At 61.4% G+C, this 25678-nt stretch carries 27 protein-coding genes; 15 read left to right on the top strand and 12 right to left on the bottom strand.

Annotated elements, in window-relative coordinates; translation table 11 throughout:
• Positions 1 to 224: 224 nt before the first annotated feature.
• The 5 genes from BM364_RS13335 to BM364_RS13315 all read right to left on the bottom strand — a co-directional run bounded on the left by BM364_RS13335 (position 225) and on the right by BM364_RS13315 (position 5743).
• On the bottom strand, positions 225 to 1217 hold the full coding sequence (locus BM364_RS13335; RefSeq protein ID WP_092425442.1) for an esterase-like activity of phytase family protein: 993 nt from the start codon (positions 1215 to 1217) through the stop codon (positions 225 to 227).
• Entirely contained in the window at positions 1217 to 3103 is a 1887-nt protein-coding gene (gene cobT / locus BM364_RS13330) for a cobaltochelatase subunit CobT (protein WP_092425441.1), read from the bottom strand. The genes BM364_RS13335 and cobT overlap by 1 nt, the downstream gene beginning before the upstream one ends.
• Positions 3104 to 3105: 2 nt before the next feature.
• On the bottom strand, positions 3106 to 3858 hold the full coding sequence (locus BM364_RS13325) for a class I SAM-dependent methyltransferase (RefSeq protein WP_092425439.1): 753 nt from the start codon (positions 3856 to 3858) through the stop codon (positions 3106 to 3108).
• Between the two features lie 158 nt (positions 3859 to 4016).
• Entirely contained in the window at positions 4017 to 5000 is a 984-nt protein-coding gene (gene cobS / locus BM364_RS13320; RefSeq protein WP_092425438.1) for a cobaltochelatase subunit CobS, read from the bottom strand.
• A gap of 116 nt (positions 5001 to 5116) precedes the next feature.
• A complete protein-coding gene (locus BM364_RS13315) occupies positions 5117 to 5743 on the bottom strand; it encodes a J domain-containing protein (protein ID WP_175528608.1) in 627 nt (208 codons plus the stop codon).
• Between the two features lie 43 nt (positions 5744 to 5786).
• Here BM364_RS13315 and BM364_RS13310 point away from each other — a divergent pair, with 43 nt between their 5' ends.
• A complete protein-coding gene (locus BM364_RS13310) occupies positions 5787 to 6068 on the top strand; it encodes a BolA family protein (protein ID WP_092426328.1) in 282 nt (93 codons plus the stop codon).
• Here the strand turns inward: BM364_RS13310 and BM364_RS13305 are convergent.
• From BM364_RS13305 to BM364_RS13295, 3 genes are read right to left on the bottom strand one after another with little or no spacing between them, the layout of a single operon-like run.
• Positions 6043 to 7320 carry an HlyC/CorC family transporter gene (locus BM364_RS13305; RefSeq protein ID WP_092425434.1) on the bottom strand — a complete coding sequence of 426 codons (1278 nt, stop codon included), beginning with the start codon at positions 7318 to 7320 and terminating at the stop codon, positions 6043 to 6045. The genes BM364_RS13310 and BM364_RS13305 overlap by 26 nt on opposite strands.
• Positions 7317 to 8429: a 3-dehydroquinate synthase gene (gene aroB / locus BM364_RS13300; protein ID WP_092425432.1), complete on the bottom strand. Its 1113-nt coding sequence runs from the start codon at positions 8427 to 8429 to the stop codon at positions 7317 to 7319. The genes BM364_RS13305 and aroB overlap by 4 nt, the downstream gene beginning before the upstream one ends.
• Before the next feature lie 10 nt (positions 8430 to 8439).
• Positions 8440 to 9015, bottom strand: a complete 576-nt coding sequence (locus BM364_RS13295) for a shikimate kinase (protein ID WP_092426327.1) — start codon at positions 9013 to 9015, stop codon at positions 8440 to 8442.
• 129 nt (positions 9016 to 9144) lie between these two features.
• Here BM364_RS13295 and BM364_RS18885 point away from each other — a divergent pair, with 129 nt between their 5' ends.
• The 5 genes from BM364_RS18885 to BM364_RS13270 all read left to right on the top strand — a co-directional run bounded on the left by BM364_RS18885 (position 9145) and on the right by BM364_RS13270 (position 13462).
• Positions 9145 to 9363 (top strand): hypothetical protein, encoded by a 219-nt coding sequence (locus BM364_RS18885; protein WP_425284894.1) that lies wholly within the window; start codon positions 9145 to 9147, stop codon positions 9361 to 9363.
• The gene (locus BM364_RS13285; protein WP_092425430.1) at positions 9360 to 10262 is read left to right on the top strand and encodes a site-specific tyrosine recombinase XerD; all 903 of its coding nucleotides are present in this window, start codon (positions 9360 to 9362) and stop codon (positions 10260 to 10262) included. Before BM364_RS18885 ends, BM364_RS13285 begins: the two co-directional genes overlap by 4 nt.
• 157 nt (positions 10263 to 10419) lie before the next feature.
• Positions 10420 to 11373, top strand: coding sequence for an acetyl-CoA carboxylase carboxyltransferase subunit alpha (locus tag BM364_RS13280; protein WP_092425429.1), 954 nt, complete (start codon positions 10420 to 10422; stop codon positions 11371 to 11373).
• 333 nt (positions 11374 to 11706) lie between these two features.
• On the top strand, positions 11707 to 12678 hold the full coding sequence (locus tag BM364_RS18530) for a L,D-transpeptidase family protein (RefSeq protein WP_175528607.1): 972 nt from the start codon (positions 11707 to 11709) through the stop codon (positions 12676 to 12678).
• A 73-nt stretch (positions 12679 to 12751) separates the two neighbouring features.
• Entirely contained in the window at positions 12752 to 13462 is a 711-nt protein-coding gene (locus tag BM364_RS13270) for a hypothetical protein (RefSeq protein WP_139232593.1), read from the top strand.
• Here BM364_RS13270 and BM364_RS13265 read toward each other — a convergent pair.
• Both BM364_RS13265 and rpmB read right to left on the bottom strand, forming a co-directional pair.
• Positions 13459 to 14151: a queuosine precursor transporter gene (locus BM364_RS13265; protein WP_244542878.1), complete on the bottom strand. Its 693-nt coding sequence runs from the start codon at positions 14149 to 14151 to the stop codon at positions 13459 to 13461. The two genes, BM364_RS13270 and BM364_RS13265, sit on opposite strands and share 4 nt — an antisense overlap.
• Positions 14152 to 14470: 319 nt before the next feature.
• On the bottom strand, positions 14471 to 14755 hold the full coding sequence (gene rpmB, locus BM364_RS13260) for a 50S ribosomal protein L28 (RefSeq protein WP_092425424.1): 285 nt from the start codon (positions 14753 to 14755) through the stop codon (positions 14471 to 14473).
• Positions 14756 to 14986: 231 nt separating this feature from the next.
• Here rpmB and BM364_RS13255 point away from each other — a divergent pair, with 231 nt between their 5' ends.
• From BM364_RS13255 to BM364_RS13235, 5 genes are all read left to right on the top strand, one after another.
• Positions 14987 to 15760 carry a DUF3108 domain-containing protein gene (locus tag BM364_RS13255; protein ID WP_175528606.1) on the top strand — a complete coding sequence of 258 codons (774 nt, stop codon included), beginning with the start codon at positions 14987 to 14989 and terminating at the stop codon, positions 15758 to 15760.
• Between the two features lie 932 nt (positions 15761 to 16692).
• Positions 16693 to 19692 (top strand): helicase-related protein, encoded by a 3000-nt coding sequence (locus BM364_RS13250; RefSeq protein ID WP_092425419.1) that lies wholly within the window; start codon positions 16693 to 16695, stop codon positions 19690 to 19692.
• A gap of 3 nt (positions 19693 to 19695) precedes the next feature.
• Positions 19696 to 20103 (top strand): RNA-binding S4 domain-containing protein, encoded by a 408-nt coding sequence (locus BM364_RS13245; protein ID WP_092425418.1) that lies wholly within the window; start codon positions 19696 to 19698, stop codon positions 20101 to 20103.
• A 159-nt stretch (positions 20104 to 20262) separates the two neighbouring features.
• On the top strand, positions 20263 to 20601 hold the full coding sequence (gene fdxA / locus BM364_RS13240) for a ferredoxin FdxA (protein WP_092425416.1): 339 nt from the start codon (positions 20263 to 20265) through the stop codon (positions 20599 to 20601).
• Between the two features lie 367 nt (positions 20602 to 20968).
• Positions 20969 to 21535 (top strand): CarD family transcriptional regulator, encoded by a 567-nt coding sequence (locus tag BM364_RS13235; protein WP_092425415.1) that lies wholly within the window; start codon positions 20969 to 20971, stop codon positions 21533 to 21535.
• 234 nt (positions 21536 to 21769) lie between these two features.
• Here the strand turns inward: BM364_RS13235 and BM364_RS13230 are convergent, their stop codons facing one another.
• Both BM364_RS13230 and BM364_RS13225 read right to left on the bottom strand, forming a co-directional pair.
• Positions 21770 to 22303 carry an ATP-binding protein gene (locus BM364_RS13230; RefSeq protein ID WP_092425413.1) on the bottom strand — a complete coding sequence of 178 codons (534 nt, stop codon included), beginning with the start codon at positions 22301 to 22303 and terminating at the stop codon, positions 21770 to 21772.
• Between the two features lie 2 nt (positions 22304 to 22305).
• Positions 22306 to 23133: a methyltransferase domain-containing protein gene (locus BM364_RS13225; protein WP_092425411.1), complete on the bottom strand. Its 828-nt coding sequence runs from the start codon at positions 23131 to 23133 to the stop codon at positions 22306 to 22308.
• A gap of 49 nt (positions 23134 to 23182) precedes the next feature.
• Between BM364_RS13225 and BM364_RS13220 the strand changes: the two genes are divergently transcribed.
• Genes BM364_RS13220 through BM364_RS13205 form a run of 4 tightly spaced genes read left to right on the top strand, consistent with a single transcriptional unit; the run spans position 23183 to position 25638 of the window.
• Positions 23183 to 23989: a ComF family protein gene (locus BM364_RS13220; RefSeq protein WP_175528605.1), complete on the top strand. Its 807-nt coding sequence runs from the start codon at positions 23183 to 23185 to the stop codon at positions 23987 to 23989.
• Between the two features lie 32 nt (positions 23990 to 24021).
• Complete coding sequence (gene grxC, locus BM364_RS13215; protein WP_092425408.1) at positions 24022 to 24276, top strand: glutaredoxin 3; 255 nt, start codon at positions 24022 to 24024, stop codon at positions 24274 to 24276.
• 55 nt (positions 24277 to 24331) lie between these two features.
• Entirely contained in the window at positions 24332 to 25159 is an 828-nt protein-coding gene (locus BM364_RS13210) for a carbon-nitrogen hydrolase family protein (RefSeq protein ID WP_092425406.1), read from the top strand.
• A gap of 56 nt (positions 25160 to 25215) precedes the next feature.
• On the top strand, positions 25216 to 25638 hold the full coding sequence (locus BM364_RS13205; RefSeq protein WP_092425404.1) for a DUF1178 family protein: 423 nt from the start codon (positions 25216 to 25218) through the stop codon (positions 25636 to 25638).
• Positions 25639 to 25678 lie beyond the last annotated feature (40 nt).

The following is a 25678-nucleotide window of genomic DNA, read 5'->3' as shown; positions in this document are numbered from 1 at the left end:
GGGCTCCGGGATTTCCGGAGCCCTTTTTTTGTTGGGGTCTTTCCCAACCACCGCATTTCCTGCTCCCCTGGCGGGAGAAGGTGCCCGAAGGGGGGATTAGGGTTATGGCGCTTTCACCTGCCGCAGCGCGTGTGGAGATAACCCCTCACCCTGCAATCCTGCTGGACGCAGAATTGCTGTCCCTCTCCCACAGGGGCGAGGGGAGTGCGGGGGTGGCCGAAGTATTAATCCAGCAGCGCAAACTCAAGCAGCATCTGGCGCTGCCAGTCGTTGAAATTGTTGTCCGAGCCGATGAGGATGCGGGTTTCGCCACCAGGGCTCGTGTGCACCATCAGCGATTCCATGTTGTCGATCTCCCCGCCTTCGGCCGAGAGCAGCAACTCCCCACGCATCAAATTGCCGGGGCGCACCTCGGCGGCCGGAACGCGCCGCAGGTTCATCACGAAGCTGAAGAGAGCCACACCGCGTTCGAGCACCAGCAGGTCACCATTGGGCAGGAAGGCGCAGTCGGTCGGATTGACTATGGGCGAATTGACGTACGTCACCGGGCCCTTGTCCGCGTTGCCGAGAAAGTGGCCGCGATGGTTGCCGTTCTCGTCGAGCGCTTCTTCGGTCAAAAGCAGCGTCGAGCCGGCGATGGGTGAGGCCGGAGGGGCGATGCAGATCGATTCAAGCGAGCGATTGGTCCGCAGGTCTGTGAGCCATTGCGGGATGGCGATCTCACGGGCCGGGCCGCCGGGGCGTCCATCGGTGATGGCGAAATCGGCGACACGCGTGAGGTTCTCGAAGCTGACACGCACCGCGGTCGGTACGCCTTCGCGGTAGATGGTGTCCATGCCTTCGGCATCGCGCGCATACTGACGGGGCAGGGGTTGCCCACCCGAATTTTGTATCGGCTCCATGGTGACGCCGATCAGGCTTAGGAGCCGATCGGCCTCATCATAGGCGAGTTTGCCCGAGACGAACTGGCCGCGATCGGTAACAAGGGCGATCGACTGGTTGGGTCCGGTGACGGTGATGCTCGACAGCCCGCCGAACATGTCGTTCTGCGCTTGCAGCGTCAGGCCGCCGCGAAATATCAATTTGTCGACCTGTCCGTCGACGTCGACGCCCTTGAAGCGCGTCACCTGGGCTGCGCTGACCGTCACGTCGATGGCTGCGGCCGGCTGGGCCACAAGTGCGACACAGAGGAGGCCGGCAGCCCAGCGCGAGGCCATCAGCGGCCGCGGCGCCTGGCCTGGGCGGGCAATTCCTCGTCGAACAGAGCAGCGAGTTCGTCGGTCAAGGCGCCCGCCAATTCCTCAGCATCGAGCAGGGTCACGGCACGACGATAATAGCGCGTCACGTCGTGGCCGATACCAACAGCAACCAGCTGAATGGGCGAACGGGTTTCGATATCCTCGATGACCTGGCGCAAATGCGCCTCGAGATAGTTGCCGGCATTGACCGATTGCGTGGAATCATCGACCGGCGCGCCGTCGGAAATCACCATGAGGATGCGGCGCTGCTCGGGGCGGGCCATCAGGCGCTTGCGCGCCCATTCGAGCGCTTCGCCGTCGATATTCTCCTTCAAGAGGCCCTCGCGCATCATCAGCCCGAGATTGCGCCGCGCATGGCGCCAAGGCTCGTCAGCAGCCTTGTAGACGATGTGGCGGACATCGTTGACGCGGCCTGGATTGGGCGGGCGATTGGCTTCCAACCACGCTTCGCGCGACTTGCCGCCCTTCCAGGCGCGAGTGGTGAAGCCGAGGATTTCGACCTTGACGCCGCAGCGCTCCAGCGTACGCGCCAGGATGTCCCCGCAAATGGCTGCAATGGTGATCGGCCGGCCGCGCATGGAGCCGGAATTGTCTATAAGAAGCGTAACGACCGTATCGCGGAAATCGGTGTCGTTCTCGACCTTGAAGCTCAGCGCCTGCAGCGGATCGGTGACGACCCGGGTCAGGCGCGCAGTGTCGAGGAGCCCTTCTTCGAGATCGAACTGCCAGCTCCGGTTCTGCTTGGCCATCAGGCGGCGCTGCAGCTTGTTGGCAAGCCGCGCGACGGCGCCGGCCAGATTTTCGAGCTGCTTGTCGAGCAGGGTCCGCAATTGGTCGAGTTCGTCGGGCGGGCAGAGTTCGGCGGCCTTGACGATTTCGTCGAACTTTGTGGTGAAGACCTTGTAGTTGAACTGATTGGAAAGCCGCTCGCCGCCATCCTTTGCGGGCGGGGGCATGGGTGCGTCTTCGCCTGCCTCGGCTTCCGCATCATCGTCGGTGTCGGCCATATCGGCTTCCATGCCTTCGACATCGCCGGTTTCTTCGCTTTCCCCGGCCTGCTGGTCGTCTTCGGCCTCGGACTGCTCGTTTTCGCCTTCACCCTGTTCGGGTGATTGATCCGAGCCCTGCGCCTGTTCGGGCTGGCTATCATTGGCTTCGTCTTCATCGGAAGCGTCGGGATCATCCATGTCGCTTTCGGCGATCAGGTTGAGATCGCGCAGGACGGCGCGCACCGCCTTTGAGAATTCCTCCTGGTCCTCATAGGTGGCGAGGAGCTTTTCGATCGAGGGCGCGGCCTTTGTTTCTATCTCCTTGCGCCAGAGGTCGACAAGCGCGTGGCCCGAGGGCGGAACCGGCACACCGGCGAGCTTTTCGCGCAGCATCAGCCCCAGCGCCTCGGCGAGCGGCGCGTCTGCCTTATCGTCGACTTCGGCGAAATTGGCGCGGAACAGCCGGTCTTCCAGCATTTCGTGGATATTGCCGCTCATGCCGGGCATGCGGATGACGCCAAGTGACTCGACTCGCGCCTGCTCGAGCGCGTCAAAGGCCGCACGGGCCTGCGGATCCATGGGGGCGCGCTTGCGATGGGATTCAGGGTTATGGCTTGCAAGACGCATCGCCATGGCGTCGCCCTGGCCACGGGCGATGGCGATGTCGCGCTTGGTGGGCAGGCGCGGCAGGTTGGCGATGCGCGCCTTGTCGGAGGTCAGAAGCGGCCGGTCGGCGGTGAAGGTCACCTCCAGCTCGGGCTTGGCACCGATGGCACGGACCGTCGCGCCCATGGCCGTCTTGAAGGCCAGGGTCTGGTCGGGCTTGTTGGGCTTGCTGCGCGGGGGCTGTGCCATGGTCAGTTCCGGTCGGTCTCAGGAGCGCGATGCGCCGCCATCAGAAGAAGTTGCGGACGGGTCTTTTCGTCGATCAAGGCTGGATTTTGCGCAATGCGCTCACCCGTGGCCGTCCACTCCTCGATCGCTCTGAGCATCAGGCCATGGCGGTGCATGGTCATGATCAGGGTCGAGAGCTTGCGATGATACTTGACGATGCCGTCGGTGATCCAGTTCGAAGTCCGTTGTCCCTCGACACCATAGTCGGTGATGGCGAAGACGCGTGTACCATCCGGGTCGGTTCGAAAATCGGGTTCGGCGCGGGCGGCCCAGATCGGGTGCTCGGTGGTTATGACGAGGTTGCCGCCGCCGGGGCCGAGGGCACGGACCACCATGGCGCAGAAACGATCAAAATCGGCAAGATAGTGGATCGCCAACGCTGAATAGACGAGATCGAACGCGCCGGCTTCCGGCTCGTAGGTCTCAAGGTTGGCCTGTTCAAACGTAATGGGCATGGTGCCCGAGCGCTCGCGGGCGACGCGCAGCATGTTTTGCGAGAGATCAACGCCATGGACACGGGCGGCACCCCGCTCGATTGCATAGCGGGGAAAGGCGCCGAAGCCGCAGCCGAGATCGAGAACGCTCAAGCCATCAAGGTCCGGGAGCATAGCCTCGACATCGGACCATTCAGGCGCGCCGGCAAGGCCCAGCCGCGAGCGGGAGATCTGGCTATAGCCTTCGAAGAAGGCCGCATCATCATAGATGTTCTGGGCCATGGCTCGACTGGTCCGTGTTGCAAGGAAGGCCCCCTCACCCGGCCCTGCGGGCCGACCTCTCCCCTAGAGGGAGAGGTGTCGCTGCGCGACTTTGTTTTACTCCCACCGCTCCCAATAGGGGAGAGGTCGCCGCAAAGCGGCGGGTGAGGGGCCTTTTGTTAAGCCGTCACGGCCAGGTTCGCCGAGGATTCGGGCAGGTCTTCACCAAACACACGCTGGTAGAATTCGGCGACCACGGGGCGCTCGAGTTCGTCGCATTTGTTGAGGAAGGTGAGGCGGAACGCAAAGCCGACATCGCCGCCGAAAATCTGCGTGTTCTCGCCCCAGGTGATGACCGAACGGGGGCTCATGACGGTCGAGAGGTCGCCATTGATGAAGGCCGAGCGCGTCAGATCGGCAAGGCGCACCATGTTGGAGACGATCTTCTTGCCCTTGTCGGTTTCGGTAAAGGCTTTGTTCTTGGCGAGAACTATGCCGACTTCCTTGTCGTGGGGCAGGTAATTGAGCGTCGTCACAAGGCTCCAGCGGTCCATCTGGCCCTGGTTGATCTGCTGGGTGCCATGGTAGAGGCCCGACGTGTCGCCAAGGCCGATGGTGTTGGTGGTCGAGAACAGGCGGAAGGCCGGGTGGGGCACGATCACGCGGTTCTGGTCGAGGAGGGTCAGGCGGCCCGACTGTTCGAGCACGCGCTGGATCACGAACATCACGTCGGGGCGACCGGCGTCATATTCGTCGAAAACGAGGGCGACATTGTTCTGCACGGCCCAGGGCAGGATGCCGTCGCGGAATTCGGTGATCTGCTTGCCGTCCTTGAGAACGATGGCATCCTTGCCGACGAGGTCGATCCGGCTCACGTGGCTGTCGAGATTAACGCGGACCAAAGGCCAGTTGAGGCGGGCCGCGACCTGCTCGATATGGGTCGACTTGCCGGTGCCGTGATAGCCCTGGACCATGACGCGGCGATTGAAGGCAAAGCCTGCGAGGATCGCAAGCGTGGTGTTGCGGTCGAAAAGATAGTCCGGATCGATCGGCGGCACGTGATCGGTGCGCTCCCCGTAACCCTTGACCACCATATCGGTATCGATGCCGAAAAGGTCGCGGGCCTTATATTCGGTGTCGGGCAGATTGGTGAACTCGGTCATGGCAAGGGCTCGTGGATCAAGGATTTTTCGTGAAGGCAGGAGGCGCATTCGCCCCCGGCTCTATAGCAGCATTGCAAGAGTGCTGATAGCCAAAGTCTCATAGCGATGAGGGTGGCCTAGCGGACGACAAAGCCCATTTTCTTGAGGTGAGAATAGGCCGCAATGATGGTGCGCAGCTTTTCTTCCGAAGATCGGTCGCCGCCATTGACGTCGGGGTGGTGGATCTTGACCAGGTTCTTGTAGGCGGCCTTGATCTCGTCGGACTTGGCATGCTTGGAAAAGCCCAGTGCCTCGAGGGCACGGCGATCGTTTTCGTTGAGCGGCTTGACCCGCTCGGTCGCGGGGCGCTTGCTCTGCTGATAGCGATAGCGGGCGAAAACGCCGAACGGGTCGCCATATTTGTCGCCCGGGCGGGTGCTCGCCTGGCGCCCGGCTGCGCGGGCGTTCTGCGGATTGCCGGTGGCAAAGCTCGAGCGCGACTCCGCCTGGGGCGGGGTATGAAGCGCCTCGTCCAGTTCCTCGGGGCTCATGCCGGCGAAGAAATTGAACGCCTTGTTGTAGTGGCGGACGTGTTCGAGGCAGAAGTGATGGTATTCGCCGCTGCTGCGCGCGCCTTTGGGCGCACGGAACTCGCCGGCCTCTTCGCAGCCTTCCCACTCGCAGACGAATTCTGCTGGCTCGGGCTTTTCTTCCCGGCGCGGCCTGATGCGGATGGAATCAAATATCTTGGATTGCTGTTTCATAGCACCTAGGTGAAAGCCATTAGTCTTAGAACGGAGCCTGTCCATGACCATAAGGGACACGATCATAGCAAAGCTTACCGCGCAGTTCTCGCCCCTTAGCCTCGAAGTGATCGATGAATCGAACAAGCATCGAGGCCATGCCGGCTGGCGCGAAGGGGGCGAGACCCATTTCCGGGTCAGAATCGCGACCCGCAATCTTGACGGTTTGAGCCGCGTGGCGCAACACCGCGCGATTTTTCAAGTGCTGGATCAAGAGCTCAAGGACCGCGTCCATGCGCTCAATATCGAGGTTTTGCCCGCTATTCCGGCTGAGCCGAAATCTTGACCTTGGCGACGCGCTGACGATCGCGCTCCAGAACCAGGAAGGTGAAGCCATGCGCCGAAATGGTAGCGCCTGGCTGGGGGATGATCTTGGCGGCATTGATCACGATGCCGGCAACCGTGTTGGCATGATCGTCGGGCAGGTTCCAGTCGAGGGCGCGGTTGATGTCGCGTATGGGGATACTGGCATCTACGATATAGCTGCCATCAGCCTGGGCGTTGATGCCGCTGACTGAGACATCGTCGGGCTCGTCGTGTTCGTCCGAGATGTCGCCCACGATTTCTTCGATGATGTCCTCGAGCGTTACGAGACCCTCGAGGTCTCCATATTCGTCGAGCACCAAGGCCATGTGCGACTTGCCCTTGAGAAAGCTCGCCAGCTGATCCTGAACGCGGGTCGATTCCGGGATGTACCAGGGCTTGTTGATCAGGTCGCGCACATTGACCTGAGTGAGATCGCCCTTGGCGGCCATCACGGCGCGCAGCATATCCTTGCTGTGCAGAATGCCCACGATATCGTCGGGATTGTCGTTGTAGAGCGGAATGCGCGTATAGGCGCTTTCAAGCACCGCGTTGACGAACTCTTCGACCGGCAGATTGATGTCAAGCGAAGTCATCTGCGTGCGGTGAACCATGACGTCGCTAACGACGAGGTCGCGCAGGTCAAGCAGGCCGCCGAGCATATCGCGGTCATCCTTGACGACGCCGCCTTCGGAATGAAGAAGATCGAGCGTGCCGCGGATTTCATCGTGCCCGGAAATATCGGTCTGATTGCTGGCATCAAGGCCGAAGAGGCGCAAGATGGAATTGACGATGGCCTGGACTGCAAGGGTCACGGGCGCAAAGATCACTACGATGATCCGCACGAGGGGTGCAACGCCCAGCGCGAAGCCGTCGGGACGCATCAGCGCCAAAGTCTTGGGCAGCACTTCCGAAAAAATAACGACGGCCGCGGTCATGGCGATAGTTGCATAAGCGATGCCAGCCTCCCCGAAGACGGCGATCAGAACGCTCGCCGCCAGCGTCGAGGCAAGAATGTTGACGATGTTGTTGCCCAGAAGGATCGCGCCGATCAGGCGTTCCTTTTCGCTTGTCAGCGTTTCGACCAGCATCGCGCGCTTGTCGCCCGAGCGTGCCAATTGGTGCATGCGCGCCCGCGAGGCGGCCGTCAGGGCCGTTTCCGAGCCTGAAAAGAAAAAGCTCATGGCCAGCAGCAGCACGATGCCAGCCGTGGTCAGCCAAAGTGTGAGGGTCATGGGCGCATGTCTTCTATAAAGGTTCGGACGGCGTCAGGATCGACGTTTTTCTCGATGAAGGCCTTGCCGATGCCGCGTGTCAGAATGAAGGTCAGCGCACCGCGCGAGACTTTTTTGTCCTGTGCGATGGCATGCATCAGCGTGTCGGTGGAGCCCAGCGTTCCTGGGATATCGGCCAATGTGGTAGGCAGGCCGGATTTGTGCAAGTGCGCGGCAATGCGTCCGGCATCCTGCCCCGGCGCGAAGCCCTGGCGCGCGGAAAAAGTATGGGCCAGCACCATGCCGATCGACACACCCTCACCATGAAGGAGCCGGTCGGAATAGCCGGTGTCCTTTTCCAGCGCATGGCCGAAGGTGTGGCCGAGATTGAGCAGCGCGCGAACACCGGTTTCCTTTTCATCCTCGATGACGACGCGGGCCTTGTGCGCGCAGCAGCGAGCGATGGCCTCCCCGCGTGCCGGACCGCCAGAAAAGATCTCAGCCTGATGCGCTTCGAGCCATTCGAAAAAGTCGGGGCTGTCGATTAGGCCATACTTGACCACTTCGGCATAGCCGGCGGCAAACTGGCGCTGGGAAAGGGTGTCGAGCGTCGACAGGTCCGCCAGAACCAGCTTGGGCTGGTGGAAGGCGCCGACGAGGTTCTTGCCATGGGGCGAATTGATGCCCGTCTTGCCGCCGACAGAAGAGTCGACCTGGGCCAGAAGCGTTGTCGGCATCTGAACGAAATCCATGCCGCGGCGGGTGATGGAGGCGGCAAAGCCGGCGATATCGCCGATCACCCCGCCCCCCAGCGCGATCACGAGATCGTTGCGTTCGAGCTTGGCAGCAAGCAGACCTTCCACCACCGTTTGCAGATGCTGCCAACTCTTGGTGCTTTCGCCCGACGGCACTGTGATGACGGAGAAGCCAAGGCCCGCTTTTTCAAAACTTCTGCGGAGGCGCGGCAGTTGCGCCTTTTCAACTTCGATGTCGGTGACAACGCCGAAGCGCCGGCCGGGAAAGCGCTCGGCAAGGATCGCTCCGGCATGGTCCAGCAGGTCCGGACCGATCAGGATATCATAAGCACGCTCGCCAAGAGCGACGTGAACTTTGTGTGAAATCGCGGCCATGGCGCTGCCTCTAGCGAAGGTGGTGGAGCACGGCTGCAATGACTTCGGCAGCAACGCTGTCTTGCGGCACGTCGCGGCTGAGAACGGTCACGTCGGCCTCGGCATAGATGGGATAACGGTCGTCGATCAGTTTTTGGAGTGTTTGGCGTGGATTGGCTGTTTTCAGGAGCGGCCGGTTGGAGCGGCGCGACACGCGCTCGAACAGCACATCAAGATCGGCCTTGAGCCAGACCGAGACTGCGTCGGATTTGACGAGTGCCCGTGTTTCTCCGTTGACGAAAGCGCCGCCCCCGGTTGCCAGGACCAGATCGGTTTCCTTTAGCAGTCGTTGAATGACGCGGGTTTCTCCGGCGCGAAATTCGGGTTCGCCGCGCTGCGCGAAAATCTCCGGGATGCTCATTTGCGCGGCTTTTTCGATCTCTTCGTCGCTGTCGAGGAACCGCCGGCCCAGACGCGCCGCGATCCGGCGCCCGACCGTGGTCTTGCCCGCCCCCATCATGCCCACCAGCACGAGCGGACGATCGCCCAGGCGCTCAACAAGTGCCTTGGCGCGCTGCGACCGCCCGCCAGTGTCCGTTTTGCTCAACTCGCCCTCCGAATTCTGTGAGGGGTTGAACCGGTCCGGATGCACGCTGTCAAGCCAAACGCGATTTTGCCTACCCCTCGGAAACCTTTCTATGGCAAAGTTTTGCTGCCATTGCCGACCGGGAAGCTTATGCCGACACTTTTTCGCCTCTTGATCACACTCGTTTTCCTTGGCGGCCTCGCCTATGCGGGGATGTTCGCGCTGGTTTCCTTTGTCGAGCCCGAGCCCAAGGAAGTGGCTGTGCGCATTCCCACGCGCGAGTTGTTGGGCGAGACCGCTCCGACCCGGCCTGCCGGCCTGCCGACGCCGAACGTGACCAGCACGCCGGCCGAGGCGCCGGCCCAATGAGCCACCTGGTGGGCGCCTTTCTTGAAATGATGAGCGCCGAGCGGGGCGCGGCGGCCAATACGATTGCCGCTTACCGGCGGGACCTCGCCAGCTATGCCGGTTTTGTGGCGGGCAAAAAGCAGAGCCTGCTCGATTGTCCGCGCGAAACTGTCACCGCCTATCTCGACATGCTCAAGAACGAGGGGCTTTCTGCTTCCTCGAGCGCGCGGCACCTCTCCGCCATCCGGCAGTTTCACAAATTTTTGTGCGCCGATGGCCTTCGCGGCGATGATCCGACGCGCATTGTGGCTAGTCCCAAGACGCGGCGGCCGCTGCCCAAGGTGCTCTCGGTTGCCGAGGTCGACAAGCTCTTGTCGCTGGCCGAGGCGGAAGCCAATGCCGAGGCGAGCCCGGCCAAGCAGGAAGCCGCGCGCCGGCTCTATTGCTTACTTGAAATGCTTTATGCCACGGGGCTGCGTGTCTCGGAGCTGGTCTCGCTCAAGCGCGCCGCGGTGATGCGCGATTCCAGCTTCATCACCGTAACCGGCAAGGGGCAGAAGGAGCGGATCGTTCCCATGAACGATAAGGCCCGCGACGCGGTCCGTGCCTGGGTCGCAACGCTCGAGCCCGGACCATGGCTCTTTCCGGCCAAGGGGGAAATCGGGCATCTGGCCCGCCAGGTTTTCGGACGCGATCTCAAGGCGCTGGCGGGGCGAGCCGGTATTTCCTCAGCCCGCGTTGCGCCTCACGTTCTTCGTCACGCCTTTGCCAGCCATCTGCTTGCAGGCGGGGCGGATCTGCGCGTCGTCCAGATGCTCTTGGGGCATTCCGATATTTCGACGACCCAGATCTACACGCATGTCCTTGACGAAAAGCTGCGTACGCTTGTCGAAACGCATCACCCCCTTGCCAATGGCTAGGTTCGAGCCTGTGGAACGCGGGAGAAAATCAAAGCATTTGGCGGGCAAAACTTGACTCGGCGTTGAACCCTCGCCACTTTCCGGCCACTTTAGGGCGCAAGAGCCGTGGCCCAGATGACAATCCGGGTCAGAACAACGACCCTTACGGGCGGGTGGGATGCAGTCTTATCTCGATTTTGAAAAGCCGGTTGCCGATCTTGAAGCCAAGATCGCCGAACTCAAATCCCTCGCTGCGACCGATCAGGCCGTCAGCATCGACGAGGAAGTGAGCCGGCTTTCTGCCCGCGCCGAAGAAGCGCTGGTGGAAATCTACAAAAAGCTGACCCCCTGGCAAAAGACCCAGGTGGCGCGTCACCCCCAGCGCCCACATTTCTCCGATTATGTCGATGCGCTGATCACCGAGTGGACCCCGCTCGCCGGCGACCGCAAGTTTGGTGAAGATGGCGCCCTGCAGGCCGGCTTCGGCCGCTTCAACGGGCAGTCCGTCGCCATTCTGGGCCAGGAAAAGGGCAATTCCACCGAGACGCGCCTCAAGCACAATTTCGGCATGGCCAATCCCGAGGGCTATCGCAAGGCCGTCCGCATCATGGACATGGCCGACCGCTTCAACATTCCGGTGATCTCATTCGTCGACACGGCCGGCGCTTATCCCGGCATTGGTGCGGAAGAGCGCGGCCAGGCCGAAGCCATTGCCCGCTCGACCGAAAAGGGTCTCGAACTCGGCGTGCCGAACATCGCTATCGTCATCGGCGAGGGCGGCTCGGGTGGCGCCATTGCCATTGCGACGGCCAATCGCGTGCTGATGCTGGAAAACGCGATCTATTCGGTAATTTCGCCCGAAGCGGGCGCTTCGATCCTCTTCCGCGACGCCGCCAAGGCGCAGGACATGGCGACGGCCCAGAAGATCACGGCCCAGGATCTCCTCTCCTTCCGCGTTATCGACGGCATCATCCCCGAACCCACCGGGGGCGCCCATCGTCACCATGGCTCGGTGATGGATTCGACCCGAGGCGCGATCTCGGACTTTCTGAGTGAATTCGCCGGCAAGTCTCGGCTCGAAACGCGCGAGCATCGCCGGGAGAAGTTCCTCGCGATCGGGACCAATATTTAGTCTTTTCCGGGAAACATGCCGGGCATCACTGCTGCTTTCTGAAGCTTGTGCGGGATCATGGGGCCTTTCACTCCGCCATCAAGGATGAGGCGGAGTTTCGCGTTCGGTCTTCCGCCCTTCAGACTTCCCGCCGGCGTGACCCCAGGGTTTTTGCGGAAGTAGCGCGGCAGGGCAGGAGTGCGGTGTCTTCCAACATGGCTCGCCGTGCACACCATTGCGTGAAAACCGTCAGCTTTTCGATGCGACGGGCGGCATGATAAGGCTTCGTTCACCCAGCCGTTTCAAGCTGCGCTAACCAATGTGCCCCGCGGGGCGGAATGTTCGGGCCTTGTCGTGATCGCCAGCTTCTTTCATCGCCTTGCGGCTTTTTTCATCATCGTGTGGGTCGGTTTCGGCCTTGCCGCCTGTGCCGGCTTCGTCAAGGGTGGCGACAATCGCCATAACATTCCCCTTGCTCCTGCCCTGGTGAAGGCGCTCCATGACATGGGCTCCTCGCCAGGCGAGGCCATGGTCATTCGCATCTTCAAGACCGAGGAAATTCTCGAGGTCTGGAAGCGGACGAGTTCGGGTCAGTACAAGCTATTCAAGACATATGCGATCTGCGCCTATTCGGGCGAACTCGGCCCCAAGATGAAGGAAGGGGATTATCAAAGCCCCGAAGGTTTCTACACGGTTACGCCGGGGCTGATGAATCCCAAGTCGAACTACTTCCTTGCCTTCAATACAGGCTTTCCCAACAAGTTCGACCGCGCCCATGGGCGTACCGGCTCGCACCTGATGGTGCATGGCGACTGCAAGTCGGTCGGATGCTATGCCATGACCGATGCCGGCATGGCCGAGATCTATGCGCTGGCGCGGGAAAGCTTTAAGGGCGGCAATCCCAATTTCCAGGTGCAGATTTTTCCCTTCCGGATGACCTCGGCAAGCCTGGCCGCCCATGCGTCGAGCCCGCATCTAAGCTTCTGGCAGAACATCAAGGAGGGCTATGACCTCTTTGACATCAACAAGGCGCCGCCCGCCTGGGACGTGTGTGAACAGCGCTATGTCTTCAATCCCATGGCGTCCGGCCCGCTCGATGAGATGGGTGCCTGTCCGCCCGTGATCCAGAATGCGGCGCTCGATGCACGTAAGGCTGCCGATAGTCAGGCCCTGTCCAATGTGATGGCGCTCGCTGACCGCCAGGCGTCCGAGCAGGCTGCCATCAGGGCGCGAGGCGAAGCTGTCAACGGGTTTTTCTCGGGGATCGGCAACATGTTCGGCGGACAACCGGCACCGCAACCCGCCGCTGCAACGCCGGTGCAATAAAGCTGGTCCTTAGTTCGGCCCCAGTTTGATGGGACCTGCCGAAAATCGGGTCCAAACGGCCAAGGAGCGAGTGGTGGACGACAAACCGGGCGAGCAGCCTGCCTCGATGGCCGAGCCGATTGCGGTAACGCCGGATATGCGCGTTTCGCGCGAGGCAGCGCATGCGCAGCCGTCGCCAACGCTCCGGCGCCGGCGCCGTCCCATGCGACCGCCCGTCGCCATCGCTGCCGTTGCCGCGCTCGTCGGCGTCGCGGCCCTTGCCGCGACAGGCTGGGTCTATTCCGATATGCGGCGCGAGATAGTGCGACTCTCGACAGACGTTGCGCAGTTGCGGCTCAGCCTTGACCTATATGTCCAACGCGATGGAGGCAGTTCGCCTTCTGCCGTGGCCGAAAGTGCCGGCGCAAGTCAGGCAGCCATCGAGACGCTCGAAAACCGGCTTTCGATCCTTGAGGAAAACTGGCGGGGCGCAGCCACGGGTGCCGGACAGCCAGCGAGCTTGCCGCCGATTTCCGGCCCCGCCGTTTCTGCCCAGAGCGATGGCGATTGCCTGCCCTCGGGCATGCGAATTCTTGTGACCTCGGGCGATGCGTATCCCGTGTGCGGAACGGATGCCACCGTGCGGGTGATGAATGTCAGCAATGGCTATATCAGCCTGACCGATGGCACGACCGTGCCATCAGGTAGCGCCGTTCCATTGGTCGGCACGGCCTGCATGATCGGGGTGACCTCCGGTGGCGACGAAGCCACCACCGGCTATGCCGAAATCCGGGTGTCCTGCTAGGCGAGTGTGGTGCGGCCGAGCGGTGGCAGCGGGCGCCACTTGCCCATCAATGCCCTATAGGGCGCCAGCAGCACGAGAGCTGCCAGGAACTTGACCGAGAAATCGCCAGCCGCCAGCGAGATCCAGAGCGGGACTTCGGGGCCAATGCCAAGGAAAGGCGCCGGGAAGCCCAGAGAGCCGTCTTCGAGCCCAAAGAGCGCATCGATGCCGGCAAGCATTGGGGCGAAGGCAACCGTGAAGAAGATCGCGGTATCGAGCATCGAGCCCAGAAACGAGCCCACCAGCGGCGGCACGAACCATGCGCGCACCGCGCGCAGCCTCGCAAACACGCTGATATCGAGCAACTGACCGACAACGAAGGCGGAAGCCGAGGCCAGCGCGATGCGCTGGGTGGTCGCCGAGGCACTGTTTTCAGCCCAAGGTAGCGGATTGAAGCTAAGATAAAAGGAAACGCAGAGGCCGACCAAAAAGCCCACCAGCACGACGAGGCGCGCATTGCGCGGACCGTCATAGCGATTGGTCAGATCGGTGATCAGAAAGGCGAAGGGGAAGGTGAAGGCGCCCCAGGTCAGGAGATCGGCCAGGTTGACCAAACCGAGTTCGACCGCGAAGGGGTAGAGCACCAGGATATTGGACGCTGCAACGACAACGACCATGGCGGCCACGGCCGCAATAAAGCGAGTTAGCAAGGGAATGCACCTCTGTTATCCGCTGTTCGGCAATAGACCGAGGCGGCGATTGTGACCTCGCAAAAGGGCGAGCTGGTCATGCCCTAGTCGGGCAAAGGTTTGGCGTCAAGCGAGACAGTCCCCTCTTCCATGAGGAGAGAGGATTAGGGTGGGAGGGTGATTTTTCCGGCTCGAGCCGCAGCGCTGAACCCCTCACCCCATGCTATCGCCCCGACCTCTCCCTTCAGGGGAGAGGGTGTCGAGGATAGCTGAGCAACCGCCCAACAAAAAGGCCGTGCAACCCTGGGGCTGCACGGCCTCGAAATTCCGCGAATGGCGCTTAGCCGGCGAGGGCGGCGCGCACTTCCTTCTTGATGCCGAGGGCCAGCGGGGACAGGTCGGCGTCATCCTGCTTGACGAGGAAGGCATCAAGGCCACCGCGGTGCTCGACCGAGCGCAGGGCTGCAGCAGAAATGCGCAGCTTGACCGGGCGCTGCAGCGCTTCCGAAATCAACGTCACGTTGATCAGATTGGGAAGGAAGCGGCGGCGGTGACGGTTGAGGGCGTGCGAAACGGTGTTGCCCATCAAAACGCCCTTGCCGGTGAGTTCGCAGCGACGTGCCATTTTTGAGATCCTATTTGTGTAAAGGTCCTGCGTGGCGGAAAACCGCTACGGGCCTCGATTGTGATGAAATCTGGCGCGGTCCTATAGAAAAGGGCCTCTCCAGTCAAGCCGAGCCAGCTCAAACAGGCGCGATTGCCTTGCCAGCATCACATGTGGACTGCACCTTGAGCTTTTACCGGTGATTCGCAGTCGCGCGCCTAAAGCCCGCTTTCACGAAACGAGACGACTATCTTGATCCGCACCAGCCTTGTCGCCCTCGGCCTCCTTCTCGGCCTTGCCCCGGTTCAGGCCGCCCCCGTCGATGCCACGGCGAACTATGTTATTACCCTTGGCGGCATCAATGTCGCCGCAGTCAAGGTCGATCTCGATGACGATGGCCGTCAATATGAGATCGACATTTCCGCCAATGTTGCCGGGCTCGGCGCGGTCGTGGCAAGCGGCACGGCGCGCGTGACTGCAAGGGGCAATTCCTCGGGAGCGAGCCTGCGTTCAGACAGTTTTGGGATCGAGACGCGGGCAGGCGGGGAAACTTTCTCGGTCGATGTCGGCTATGCGGGCCAGAACGTCTCGTCCTTCAAGGTCGAGCCACCCGTAACCGAATATGACCGCGTGCCGGTCGAGCGGGGGCACCTGACCGGGGTCACCGATTTCGTTTCCTCCTTCATGCTCAAGGGTAATGCTCTCGACAAGGGGCTCTGCGAGCGGCGCATGCGCATCTTCACCGGTGTCGAACGCTTCAATCTCGACATGAGCTATGTGAGCGCCGATCAAGCAACTTCGCCACGCACGGGTTATCAGGGGCCTGTGGTTCTCTGCTCGCTCAACTATCAGCCGGTATCAGGCCACTACCAGAGCAACGAGATGACCAATTATCTCGCCAATCAGAGTCGTATTCTCGTTTGGTACGCGCCATTGGGGCAAAGCGGCTATTTCATTCCCTATCGCGTTCTGCTCGGCACTTCGATGGGCGATCTTTCGATGGTGCTGGTCAAAGCTGAGTTCTGACGCATTGTGCCAGGCTGAAACCGTCAAAGGGTTTTTCGTTTATTTTAGAGGTTTTCGGTCCCAAAGTTCGGGCCAATAAAGATTAAGGGCGCTTCGGCGCCCTTTTTATTTGCGTTCACCATTGGGCAGGAATGGGCGGTTTCGTGAGCGCATTAAGTCTTTGGTAATAGAGGTAAACCCGTGACGAGCAATTTTTGATCATCTGATATGCCCATTGACGGTTCCACCCGCACTGACCCACCAAATGTGGTGCGGAACAAAGAGCGAAAACTGCGGTTGCTGCCGATTCTGACCCTGTTCGTTCTCCCTGTGATCCAGGCGTTAATGGAGGTGGCGGAGAGAGGGAAACATGTGCCGGGGTGAGACACGAGCACAAGGGCCCCTCACCCTAGCCCTCTCCCCAAAGGGGCGAGGGGACAAGTACTGTGGCTATCAACGGACCCTGCGTGCAACTGGATCCAGTCCCCTCGCCCCTATGGGGAGAGGGTTAGGGTGAGGGGCTTCTCCCCACTGTCCCGAAACGACACGTCAAACGAAAAACCACTAATTTTGCGAATGGAGCATCGCGCAGCACATGGAGCAAACCATTAAGCGCACAGAAAATATCTCGACACCTGTTTTCGCTCCGCGTTAGCAAACCCGCCGACCGGCACGAATTTTACCACTTTTCAATAATGTTGAAGCGCAAGGGGGCTATCACGCCTCTCGATCAGGTCGATTGCGTTGCCCATAGTGCCGAAGCGCCCAAGCTCACACCATATATGGGTGAGAACAAAACCTGATCCATGCTTCGAAACCGATTCTGTCCCTGTTCGTTCCAGATCTGTTCCAGAGATTAAGGCGCGGACGCCGAATGGGAAAAAGCGTGCATTCATGACACAATGCATCGAGCCCCTCGCCATGCGCCCTCGGGCACCCTACATAGAGCGGCGATGACTTTTTCAGCTTCCCAGTCGGTCAAGGCTATTCTGGGGCCGACCAATACCGGCAAGACCCACTTTGCCATCGAGCGCATGCTGGCCCATCCCACCGGGATGATCGGCCTGCCGCTGCGTCTTCTGGCGCGCGAAGTTTATGGGCGGATCGTCGAGCGCGTCGGCGAGCAGGCGGTGGCCCTAGTGACCGGGGAAGAGCGCATCGTACCGGCCAAGCCCCGCTATTGGGTGGCGACGGTCGAAGCCATGCCGATGGATATTCACGTCGATTGCGTGGCGATCGATGAAATCCAGACTGCGACCGATTTCGATCGCGGCCATGTCTTCACCAATCGCATCCTTCATGCACGCGGTTTTCATGAGACCCTCTTGCTGGGCTCGGGCACCATGGCCAATGTGATCCGCAAGCTCCTGCCGCATGCCGAAATTATCGAGCGGCCGCGCTTTTCCCAGCTCATGTATGCCGGCAGCAAGAAAATCTCGCGCCAGCCGGGGCGCAGCGCCATCGTCGCCTTCTCGGCGCGCCAGGTCTATGCCATTGCCGAATTGATCCGTCGCGAGCGGGGCGGAGCGGCTGTGGTCATGGGGGCCCTGAGCCCCCGCACGCGCAATGCGCAGGTCGAGCTCTACCAGAATGGAGATGTCGATTTTCTCGTTGCAACCGACGCCATCGGCATGGGGCTCAATCTCGATATCCACCATGTCGCCTTTGCTGACGACACCAAATTTGACGGCCACCAGACCCGTCCCCTGACCCCCTCCGAGATCGGTCAGATCGCCGGACGCGCCGGCCGGCACAAGCGCGACGGCACGTTTGGCGTGACCGGAGGAACCGACGCATTCGAGGAAGAACTGATCGTTCAACTCGAAACGCACGACTTCGAGCCGGTAAAAGTGTTGCAGTGGCGCAATTCGGCGCTGGATTTTTCATCCATCGACCGCCTGCGCGATAGCCTTGAAAAAACTCCGGACGACCGGACCTTGACCCGGGTGCCCATAGCAACGGACCAGCTTGCCCTTGAATTCCTGTCCCGCAACGAGGCCGGTGCACTGGCCCGTGGCCACGAAGCGGTCAAACTGCTCTGGGAATGTTGCCAGACCCCGGATTATCAGGGAATCTCTCCGGCTGCGCATGGCGAAATCGTCACGCGCATCTTCTCGGATTTGAGACAAAAGGGAACGGTCAATGCCGATTGGATTGCCGAGCAGGTGCGGTTTTGCGACAATGCCGAAGGCGATATCGAGACGCTCAGCCACCGAATTCGGCAGATTCGGACCTGGACCTTCGTCGCCAACCGCAAAAACTGGCTTGCAGACCCTTCACATTGGCGCGAAAAGACCCGAGACATTGAGGATCGACTGAGTGATGCCCTGCATGAGCGTCTTACGCAGCGATTCGTCGACCGGCGCACCAGCGTGCTGCTCCGCCATCTGAAAGACAAACGTATGGTATCTCCCGAGATCAATAGCCAAGGCGAAGTCAGGCTCGAAGGCCATCTTCTCGGCACGCTCGAAGGCTTCCGCTTTACCCTCGCCCGCTCCGATGGCGACCTCGACCCCAAGGGTATTCGCTCCGCAGCGGACCAGGTCGTGGCTCCCGAGATTCGCAATCGTGCCGATCGCCTCGCCGGCGCGCCGAACGAGGAATTCGTCCTCGCGACCGACGGACGCCTGCGCTGGCGCGGCGATGTCGTGGCAGAACTTGCCGAAGGGGACAGCCTTTATCGTCCGCGCATCATCATTCTGGCCGACGAATCCCTGACCGGCCCCGATCTCGAACGCGTGCAGGATCGCCTCGCGCTCTGGCTGCGCCACCACGTCAACACCACGCTCGAACAGGTTATGGCTCTCGAAGCCCCGGCCGACGTCGATGGTCCGGCCCGCGGCATCGCCTTCCAGCTCTTCGAACATCTCGGCCTTCTGCCCCGCGCCCAGGTCGCTGACGATGTGAAGGGTCTCGACCAGGACGTGCGCGGCAAGATGCGCAAGCTCGGGATCAAGTTCGGCGCCTACCACATCTATGTTCCGCTCTCGCTCAAGCCCGCGCCGCGTGAACTCGCGCTGATTCTCTTTGCGCTCAAGAATGGCGGCATTCGCCAGCCAGGCGTCACCGACATCCCCCATATCGTGCTCTCGGGCCGCACCTCGTTCCTCGTCGATCCGGAAGTCGATCCGCGCCTTTACGAAATCGCCGGCTTCAAGGTGGCGGGCAAGCGCGCCGTTCGCGTCGACATTCTCGAGCGCCTCGCCGATATCATTCGTCCGCTGATCGCGATCGACCCGACCCGCTTCCAGGGCGAGCCGCCCGCTGGCGCTGCCGAAGGCAACGGGTTCCGCGTCACCGTCGAAATGACGAGCCTTCTGGGCTGTTCGGGCGAGGACTTTGCCTCGATCCTAACCTCGCTGGGCTATCGCGTGCGCCGCACCCCGAAGGTTGTAGCGCCTGCCGCTGAGGCCAGCGCGGAAGCGCCGGCACTCGAGGCCGTCTTGACCGACAATGCGACCGAAATTGCAGCACCTGCTGAAGACGCGCCGCAGATCGCCCAGGCACCGGCCGAAGAGCCGGCCCTTGCCGAGGCACCCGCAGCCGACGAGGGCGTCGTCGACGAGGCCAAGACCGCTGAAGCAACAGCTCCTGCCGAGCCGGAATTCGACGAAATCTGGTTCCCCGGTGGGCGTCGTCACAATGACAACAACCACAATGGCCGCCGTCCCGGCAATCGCCGGCCCGACGCTGCCGAAGGTGGTGAAGGCAAGTCGGAAGGCCGCGGGCGTCCCGATCGTTCGCGCCCCAAGGGTCCGCGTCGTCCCGAAGGGGATGGGTCAGCGCCCAATCCAAATGCGCGTCCGAAAAACAACGAGCAGCGTGGACGCCCGGCCAACCAGCGTCCGCGCGATGAAAATCGCCAGCGTCCGCCGCGCGAAGAGCGCAAGGTGGCCTTCGATCCCGATAGTCCCTTTGCTGCCCTTGCCGCCCTGCGCGGCAAGACGGAGTAGAATTTGGCAGGACCGGGCGAGACAGGCTCCCACAAGGAGCGGCTCGACCGGTTCCTGTTCTTCTCGCGCGCCGTCAAATCGCGCACCCTGGCGCAAAAGCTCATCGAAACCGGCGCCATACGCGTCAATTCCGAACGAACCGAACGCTCCGATCACAAGGTCGGTGCGGGCGATGTGCTGACCATGTCGCTCCATGGCCGGATTCTTGTCTGGCGCATTCTCGATCCGGGGACGCGGCGCGGACCGGCCAGCGAAGCACAGGGCCTTTACGAAGACATTTCTCCGCCCGCTCCGCCGCGGACCGAACGCTCCCCTTTTGAAGCTGCGATTGCCGGCCGCCCTCAAGGCACGGGGCGACCTACCAAGAAAGAGCGGCGCGAAACCGACGCACTCAAGCCTGACGAGGAGTGAAGGGGCCCGAGGAATGGCTTTGCGCAAGCACGCATGGCCGCGCCAATCCGTGCCGCCTTGTCGCCTTGCACGGGCCGGAAAAAGAGTTTAGCACCGTGCCGTTGAGACTGCCGCACGGGCTGCCCCATGCCCCCGGCGCCGTTCAGGACCGCTTCTTTCATGACCTATATCGTCACCGACAATTGCATCGCCTGCAAATACACCGACTGCGTCGAAGTCTGTCCGGTCGATTGTTTCTATGAGGGCGAGAACATGTTGGTCATTCATCCCGATGAATGCATCGACTGTGGCGTGTGCGAGCCGGAATGCCCAGCCGAGGCGATCCGTCCCGATACCGAAAGCGGGCTTGACGAATGGCTTGAACTCAACCGGAAGTATTCGGCTGCCTGGCCCAACCTGACCGAGCGCCGCGATGCTTTGCCCGAGGCCAAGGAGCGGGACGGCGAGACCGGCAAGCTCGAAAAATACTTCTCCGAAACGCCCGGCGAAGGCGACTGATCTGCCAGCTGGTTCTGCCTGCAAAGGGTAGAACTTGGGCCCAGGCAGGGCTTTGTTGCCGTTCCGTCATAAAGACGCAGCCAATTTGAAGGGGATGAATCGGACACCGATTCGTTCCTTTTGATTTTGCTGATTTTTTGTGCTATGGTCTTCGTAAATGCAGTTCAGCCCTTCACCCAGACCGTGCCGCTAGGCACGATTTTTTTGACACAACATCATCTGTTGCATGGTGCTTCGGAACAAAGCGGAACCGAAGACTGTGGGTGTTCGTACTGCCAAAGGGCCCGTTGAGCGGGTAGGTTAGTGAGATGCCCGGTCCTTGCCGCGAGGAACCGGTCATTGGGGCGTCATAAAGGAGTTCCAGCTTATGGTAGCCAAGAAGTCTCAGCAGCGACTCGGGTTCAAGACGGGTGAGTATGTCGTCTACCCGGCCCATGGCGTCGGTCTGATCGTTAACATCGAAGAGCAGGAGGTTGCCGGCCTGACGCTCGAATTGTTCGTGATCAGCTTCGAGCAGGACAAGCTGACCCTTCGCGTACCCGTTGCCAAGATCAAGTCTGTCGGCATGCGCAAGCTCGCCGAAGAAGACGAGGTCAACAAGGCCCTCGAGACCGTCACCGGTCGGGCTCGCGTCAAGCGCACCATGTGGTCGCGTCGCGCTCAGGAATATGAAGCCAAGATCAATTCGGGCGATCTGATCGCGATTTCGGAAGTCGTGCGCGATCTTTACCGGTCCGATGATCAGCCCGAGCAGAGCTATTCGGAACGCCAGCTCTTCGAGCAGGCCATGGATCGCATGAGCCGCGAAATCAGCTCGGTCAACAAGCTGACCCTGACCGAGGCCGTGCAGCTCATCGAAAAGCAGCTTGCCAAGAGCCCCAAGCGCACCAAGGCGGACGCTGCCGAGAGCGAAAGCGACGAAGAAGCCGCATAAGCGGATTCTGTCGTCAAGCTAAAAAGGCCGGCAGCGATGCCGGCTTTTTTGTGTTTTTAGCGGGTTGGTTCGCCCCCTCATCCGGCGCTGCGCGCCACCTTCTCCCCGAGCGGGAGAAGAATAAGAGGTGCTTACCAGAAGCGCTGAACTTATTCCTCTCCCTCTTGGGGAGAGGGTGGATCGGCCGAAGGCCGAGACGGGTGAGGGGGCGTCTGCAAACGCTGTTACCCGGCACTATTCGAGACGGTAAGCACCGCTTTCGAGAGCCGAGATGACCCGTGAGAGCGTCCCGGCGCGATCAAGCCCAATCGTATCGATCACGTGGCGCTGATAATCGCCAAGGTCAGCGAACTGGCCATGAAGGTCGGTCACGACGGCTGCGTCCGTCAGGCTGTCCCCGCCGCGGGAGGTGCAGCGGGCAACGGCTTCCTCAAGGCTTGGTCGCAGGACGAGATAGTGCACGGGCAGATCGAGCGCCAGAAAGGCGGGGAGCCAGAACGGGCGCACCACGCCATCGAGGACTGCAAGATAGTCGTGGCGTGCATAATGGCCCGAGACATCGGCCGCAATTTGCATGACCATGCGGTTCTGCGCGTCGCTTTCGGGCAGCCAGGGCGGGATATGCCCGTGCTTGATATTGCCCCAAAAATCGTCCGAATGGATATGCGCCTTGGCAGAGCCGGGGAGGTGGGCAAGCGCTTCGGCCACCGTGGTCTTTCCCGAGCCGGGCGAACCGGAAATGATGGCGATATGACCGGCAAGGTCCACTTCTAATCCTTCTTGAGCAAGTCCGACAGACTGACTTTGGCGCTTCCCGGACGGAGCGGCTTCTGCTGGCTCTCGTGTGGCACCCAGCCGGCCAGCCAGATGATTTCGAGTGTAGCGCGTACTCTTCCATCGGCATCCCCCGCCGCGTCCTGATAGGCAGTTGCCGCAGCGGTCAGAAGGCTTCGCGTCGCAAGGCGGCGCGAGCGGTCGACCAAAGGGTTTGCCGCGCCCAGCGCCCTGAGTTCGGCCATCAGCGCAAAGGCATTGGCATAGCGCACAGTGTGGGTTTCGACATCGGCAACCGGCAGGGCAAAGCCGGCGCGCTGCAGGAGCCCGCCCGCATCGCGCACCTGGGCCATGGGCGCAATGCGAGCCGAGGCGCCGCCCGAAACGGCGATGTCGGCTCCAAGAAACGCTTCGCGCAATTCGGTCAGACTCTCGCCCCCAAGCATGGCGACTAGCAAGAGGCCATCGGGCTTGAGCCTTGAGCGGAGGCGCGCCATGTGGCCGGGAACGTCATTGACCGCCTGAAGATGGAGCAGCGAGACGACAAGATCGAGTTCGCCATCGGGCAGGTCGGGAAAATCGCTTCCCCCAAAAGCCTCGACCGGGGTGAACTCGACAGCTCCCGAGGCGGTCGCTACCGTCGTCGGCAGCAGATCGACATCGGGCGCGATCAGCACGGCCTTGGCAAAATCCCGCATATAGGCGCCGAGCCGGTCGGCCAGATCCTCGAACACCAGATCGCGCACGAAATTGTCGCGTGTCGGACGTCGGGCAAGATGGCTACCAATCAGGGCAGGATCGAAGAGGCGGGGCGGCTGGGACATGCCGGACTCACGGAAAAGGAGCTGGCCCAAGGCGGGAACCTCAAGCAATATGGTTCTTATGGAGAGCGGGACAAGGGAAGTCAAAGCCGGGACGTCTTTCGCCCTGGTGCGCGATGTGGGGCGCCATGCGCTGCGGCTTGTGGTCGATCAGCTCTATCCACCTGCCTGCGCGGTGTGCACTGCACCGATCGAGGCTGGCCACGGGCTTTGCGCTGCTTGTTTTTCGAAGCTGGCGCCGATCACCGCCCCGCTGTGCCCGATCCTTGGCGTACCCTTCGAAATCGCGTTGGGGCCAGACGCCGTGAGCGCAGAAGCCCTGGCCGACGCGCCTCCATTCGCACGGGCGCGGGCGGCGGTTCGCTATGGGGAAGTGGCGCAGGGTCTTGTCAGCCGCCTCAAATATGGCGATCGGACCGAACTCGCCGCATTCTGCGCGCGACTGATGCAAATGGCAGGGCACGAGTTCTGGGGGGCAGCGCCGCTTCTGGTGCCGGTTCCGCTCCACTCGAGCCGCATGCGCTTCCGGCGCTATAATCAATCCCTGCTTCTCGCCCGAGCCCTTGGCCGAACCCTCTGCCTTGAGGTTGATCCTCACCTTCTGCGCCGGCACCGCAAGACGCGCTCCCAGGTGGGGCTTTCCGGCGACGGACGAGCGCGCAATGTGCAAGGCGCCTTTTCAGTCCATCCCGATATGCTCCTGCGCCTCAAGGGGCGCCGCGTCGTTTTGATCGACGATGTTTATACAACGGGCGCAACTGTGAAGGCGGCCACAAGGACGCTGATGCGGGCCGGGGTGGAGGCGGTCGATGTTCTGACCTTTGCCCGCGTTGTCAGCGGCGAAGAAGTGCCCATATAAGCAGGGTGACAATTCAATGTGGAGCCAGCCCCATGGCCAATATCGAGATCTACACCACTCCGACCTGTCCCTATTGCCACGCTGCCAAGGCGCTGCTGAACGAAAAGGGCGCCAAATATACCGAGATCACAGTGCTCGATCCGGGCCTGCGGGAGAAGATGACGCAGCGCGCCAACGGCCGGCGCACCGTGCCGCAGATCTTTATCGGCGAGACCCATGTTGGTGGCTATGACGATATGGCTGCGCTCGACCGTGCCGGTGGCCTCGATCCCCTTCTGGCGCAATAACGGCGGCAGGCCGCTCCGCTTGCCTCCGGCACTTTCCAGTTTCTGAGTTCTTTTCATGAAAATTGCCGCCATCCAGATGTGTTCGGGTCTTGATCCCGATCAGAATCTTGCCGCTCTTGAGCCTCTCCTCGAAGAGGCGGCAGGTCAGGGTGCAGATTATGTGCTGACCCCTGAGGTCACCATGATCTTTCCCGAAAACCGGGATCAGTTGCGTTCGGTGGCGGCTCCCTTCGTGGATCACCCGCAATTGGCAAAGGTGGGAGAGCTTGCCAGGCGCCTCGGTTTGTTTATCCAGATCGGCTCCTTGCCGATTCCGCTCGAGGATGGACGCTTTGCCAATCGGTCGGTGCTTTTTGGCCCCGGTGGGGAGCAGCGTGCGCGATATGACAAGATTCATCTTTTCGACGCCGATATTGCAGGGCTTAACGCCTATCGCGAGAGCGCGACCTATAGGGGCGGTGAGCGTGCCGTGACAGCCGAGCTCGGCGAGTTCCGGCTTGGATTTTCGATCTGCTACGACATGCGGTTCCCCCGCCTTTACAACACGCTTGCCAATGCAGGGGCCACGCTGATGGCGGTGCCAGCTGCGTTCACCGTGCCGACAGGACAAGCTCATTGGCATGTGCTGCTGCGCGCAAGGGCTATCGAAACCGGGTCCTATGTCATTGCTGCAGCCCAAGGGGGCGTCCATGCCAATGGACGGTCGACCTATGGTCACTCGCTGATCGTCGATCCCTGGGGCAAGGTGATCGCCGAACTCGATCATGACAGGCCAGGCGTGCTGGTGGCCGAGATCGACCCACAGGCGGTGGTAGAGGCTCGCCAGCGTATTCCGGCGCTTGCCAATGCACGGGACTTCGCCTCGCCAGCGTTGCAAGACTAGGCGCAACCTCTATCCAAGCGGCGCATTTCTGGCGCCGAGCAGAAGACGACAAGACCGTGATCCAGTACACACTCCAGTGTTCACAAGGGCATCGCTACGATGCCTGGTTCAAGAATGCCGCAGCTTATGACGAGCAGAAGGCCCGAGGCCTTATCGCTTGCGCCCAGTGCGGCGGTGCCGAAGTTGAAAAAGCGCCCATGGCGCCGGCTGTCGCTCGAACCGATGGGGAGCGGGTGAAGCTCTCCGCGGCGCATCCCGACGCGCAGAAGTTCCGCGAGATGCTGCGGCACTACCGCCAGACGGTGATGAGCCAGGCCGATTATGTTGGTGACCGCTTTGCCGAGGAAGCGCGCAAGATCCACTTCGAGGAGGCGGAGGCGCGCGGAATCTATGGCGAGGCGACGCGCGATGAAGTTGCAGGGCTTATCGATGACGGCGTCGACTTTCTGCCTCTCCCCGACGTTGGGGAAGACAATTAGAGCCTTGCAGCATTTGCAAGCGGCTCACATCCAAGGAGAC

It is taken from the genome of Devosia crocina (assembly GCF_900116545.1).
GTDB lineage: Bacteria > Pseudomonadota > Alphaproteobacteria > Rhizobiales > Devosiaceae > Devosia > Devosia crocina.
The sequence above is the reverse complement of the archived record's forward strand: the minus strand, read 5'-3'. Positions and strand labels throughout refer to the sequence as shown.

Excerpts from the sequence above, each read along its gene's own strand:
- BM364_RS13280 (WP_092425429.1), top strand. The coding sequence starts at position 10,420 with ATGCAGTCTTATCTCGATTTTGAAAAGCCGGTTGCCGATCTTGAAGCC.
- BM364_RS13220 (WP_175528605.1), top strand. The coding sequence starts at position 23,183 with ATGGTTCTTATGGAGAGCGGGACAAGGGAAGTCAAAGCCGGGACGTCT.
- BM364_RS13285 (WP_092425430.1), top strand. The coding sequence starts at position 9,360 with ATGAGCCACCTGGTGGGCGCCTTTCTTGAAATGATGAGCGCCGAGCGG.
- BM364_RS13310 (WP_092426328.1), top strand. The coding sequence starts at position 5,787 with ATGACCATAAGGGACACGATCATAGCAAAGCTTACCGCGCAGTTCTCG.
- BM364_RS13210 (WP_092425406.1), top strand. The coding sequence starts at position 24,332 with ATGAAAATTGCCGCCATCCAGATGTGTTCGGGTCTTGATCCCGATCAG.
- BM364_RS13225 (WP_092425411.1), bottom strand. The coding sequence starts at position 23,133 with ATGTCCCAGCCGCCCCGCCTCTTCGATCCTGCCCTGATTGGTAGCCAT.
- cobT (WP_092425441.1), bottom strand. The coding sequence starts at position 3,103 with ATGGCACAGCCCCCGCGCAGCAAGCCCAACAAGCCCGACCAGACCCTG.
- BM364_RS13235 (WP_092425415.1), top strand. The coding sequence starts at position 20,969 with ATGGTAGCCAAGAAGTCTCAGCAGCGACTCGGGTTCAAGACGGGTGAG.
- fdxA (WP_092425416.1), top strand. The coding sequence starts at position 20,263 with ATGACCTATATCGTCACCGACAATTGCATCGCCTGCAAATACACCGAC.
- BM364_RS13250 (WP_092425419.1), top strand. The coding sequence starts at position 16,693 with ATGACTTTTTCAGCTTCCCAGTCGGTCAAGGCTATTCTGGGGCCGACC.
- BM364_RS13335 (WP_092425442.1), bottom strand. The coding sequence starts at position 1,217 with ATGGCCTCGCGCTGGGCTGCCGGCCTCCTCTGTGTCGCACTTGTGGCC.
- BM364_RS13305 (WP_092425434.1), bottom strand. The coding sequence starts at position 7,320 with ATGACCCTCACACTTTGGCTGACCACGGCTGGCATCGTGCTGCTGCTG.
- BM364_RS13325 (WP_092425439.1), bottom strand. The coding sequence starts at position 3,858 with ATGGCCCAGAACATCTATGATGATGCGGCCTTCTTCGAAGGCTATAGC.
- rpmB (WP_092425424.1), bottom strand. The coding sequence starts at position 14,755 with ATGGCACGTCGCTGCGAACTCACCGGCAAGGGCGTTTTGATGGGCAAC.
- BM364_RS18885 (WP_425284894.1), top strand. The coding sequence starts at position 9,145 with ATGCCGACACTTTTTCGCCTCTTGATCACACTCGTTTTCCTTGGCGGC.
- aroB (WP_092425432.1), bottom strand. The coding sequence starts at position 8,429 with ATGGCCGCGATTTCACACAAAGTTCACGTCGCTCTTGGCGAGCGTGCT.
- cobS (WP_092425438.1), bottom strand. The coding sequence starts at position 5,000 with ATGACCGAGTTCACCAATCTGCCCGACACCGAATATAAGGCCCGCGAC.
- BM364_RS13315 (WP_175528608.1), bottom strand. The coding sequence starts at position 5,743 with ATGAAACAGCAATCCAAGATATTTGATTCCATCCGCATCAGGCCGCGC.
- grxC (WP_092425408.1), top strand. The coding sequence starts at position 24,022 with ATGGCCAATATCGAGATCTACACCACTCCGACCTGTCCCTATTGCCAC.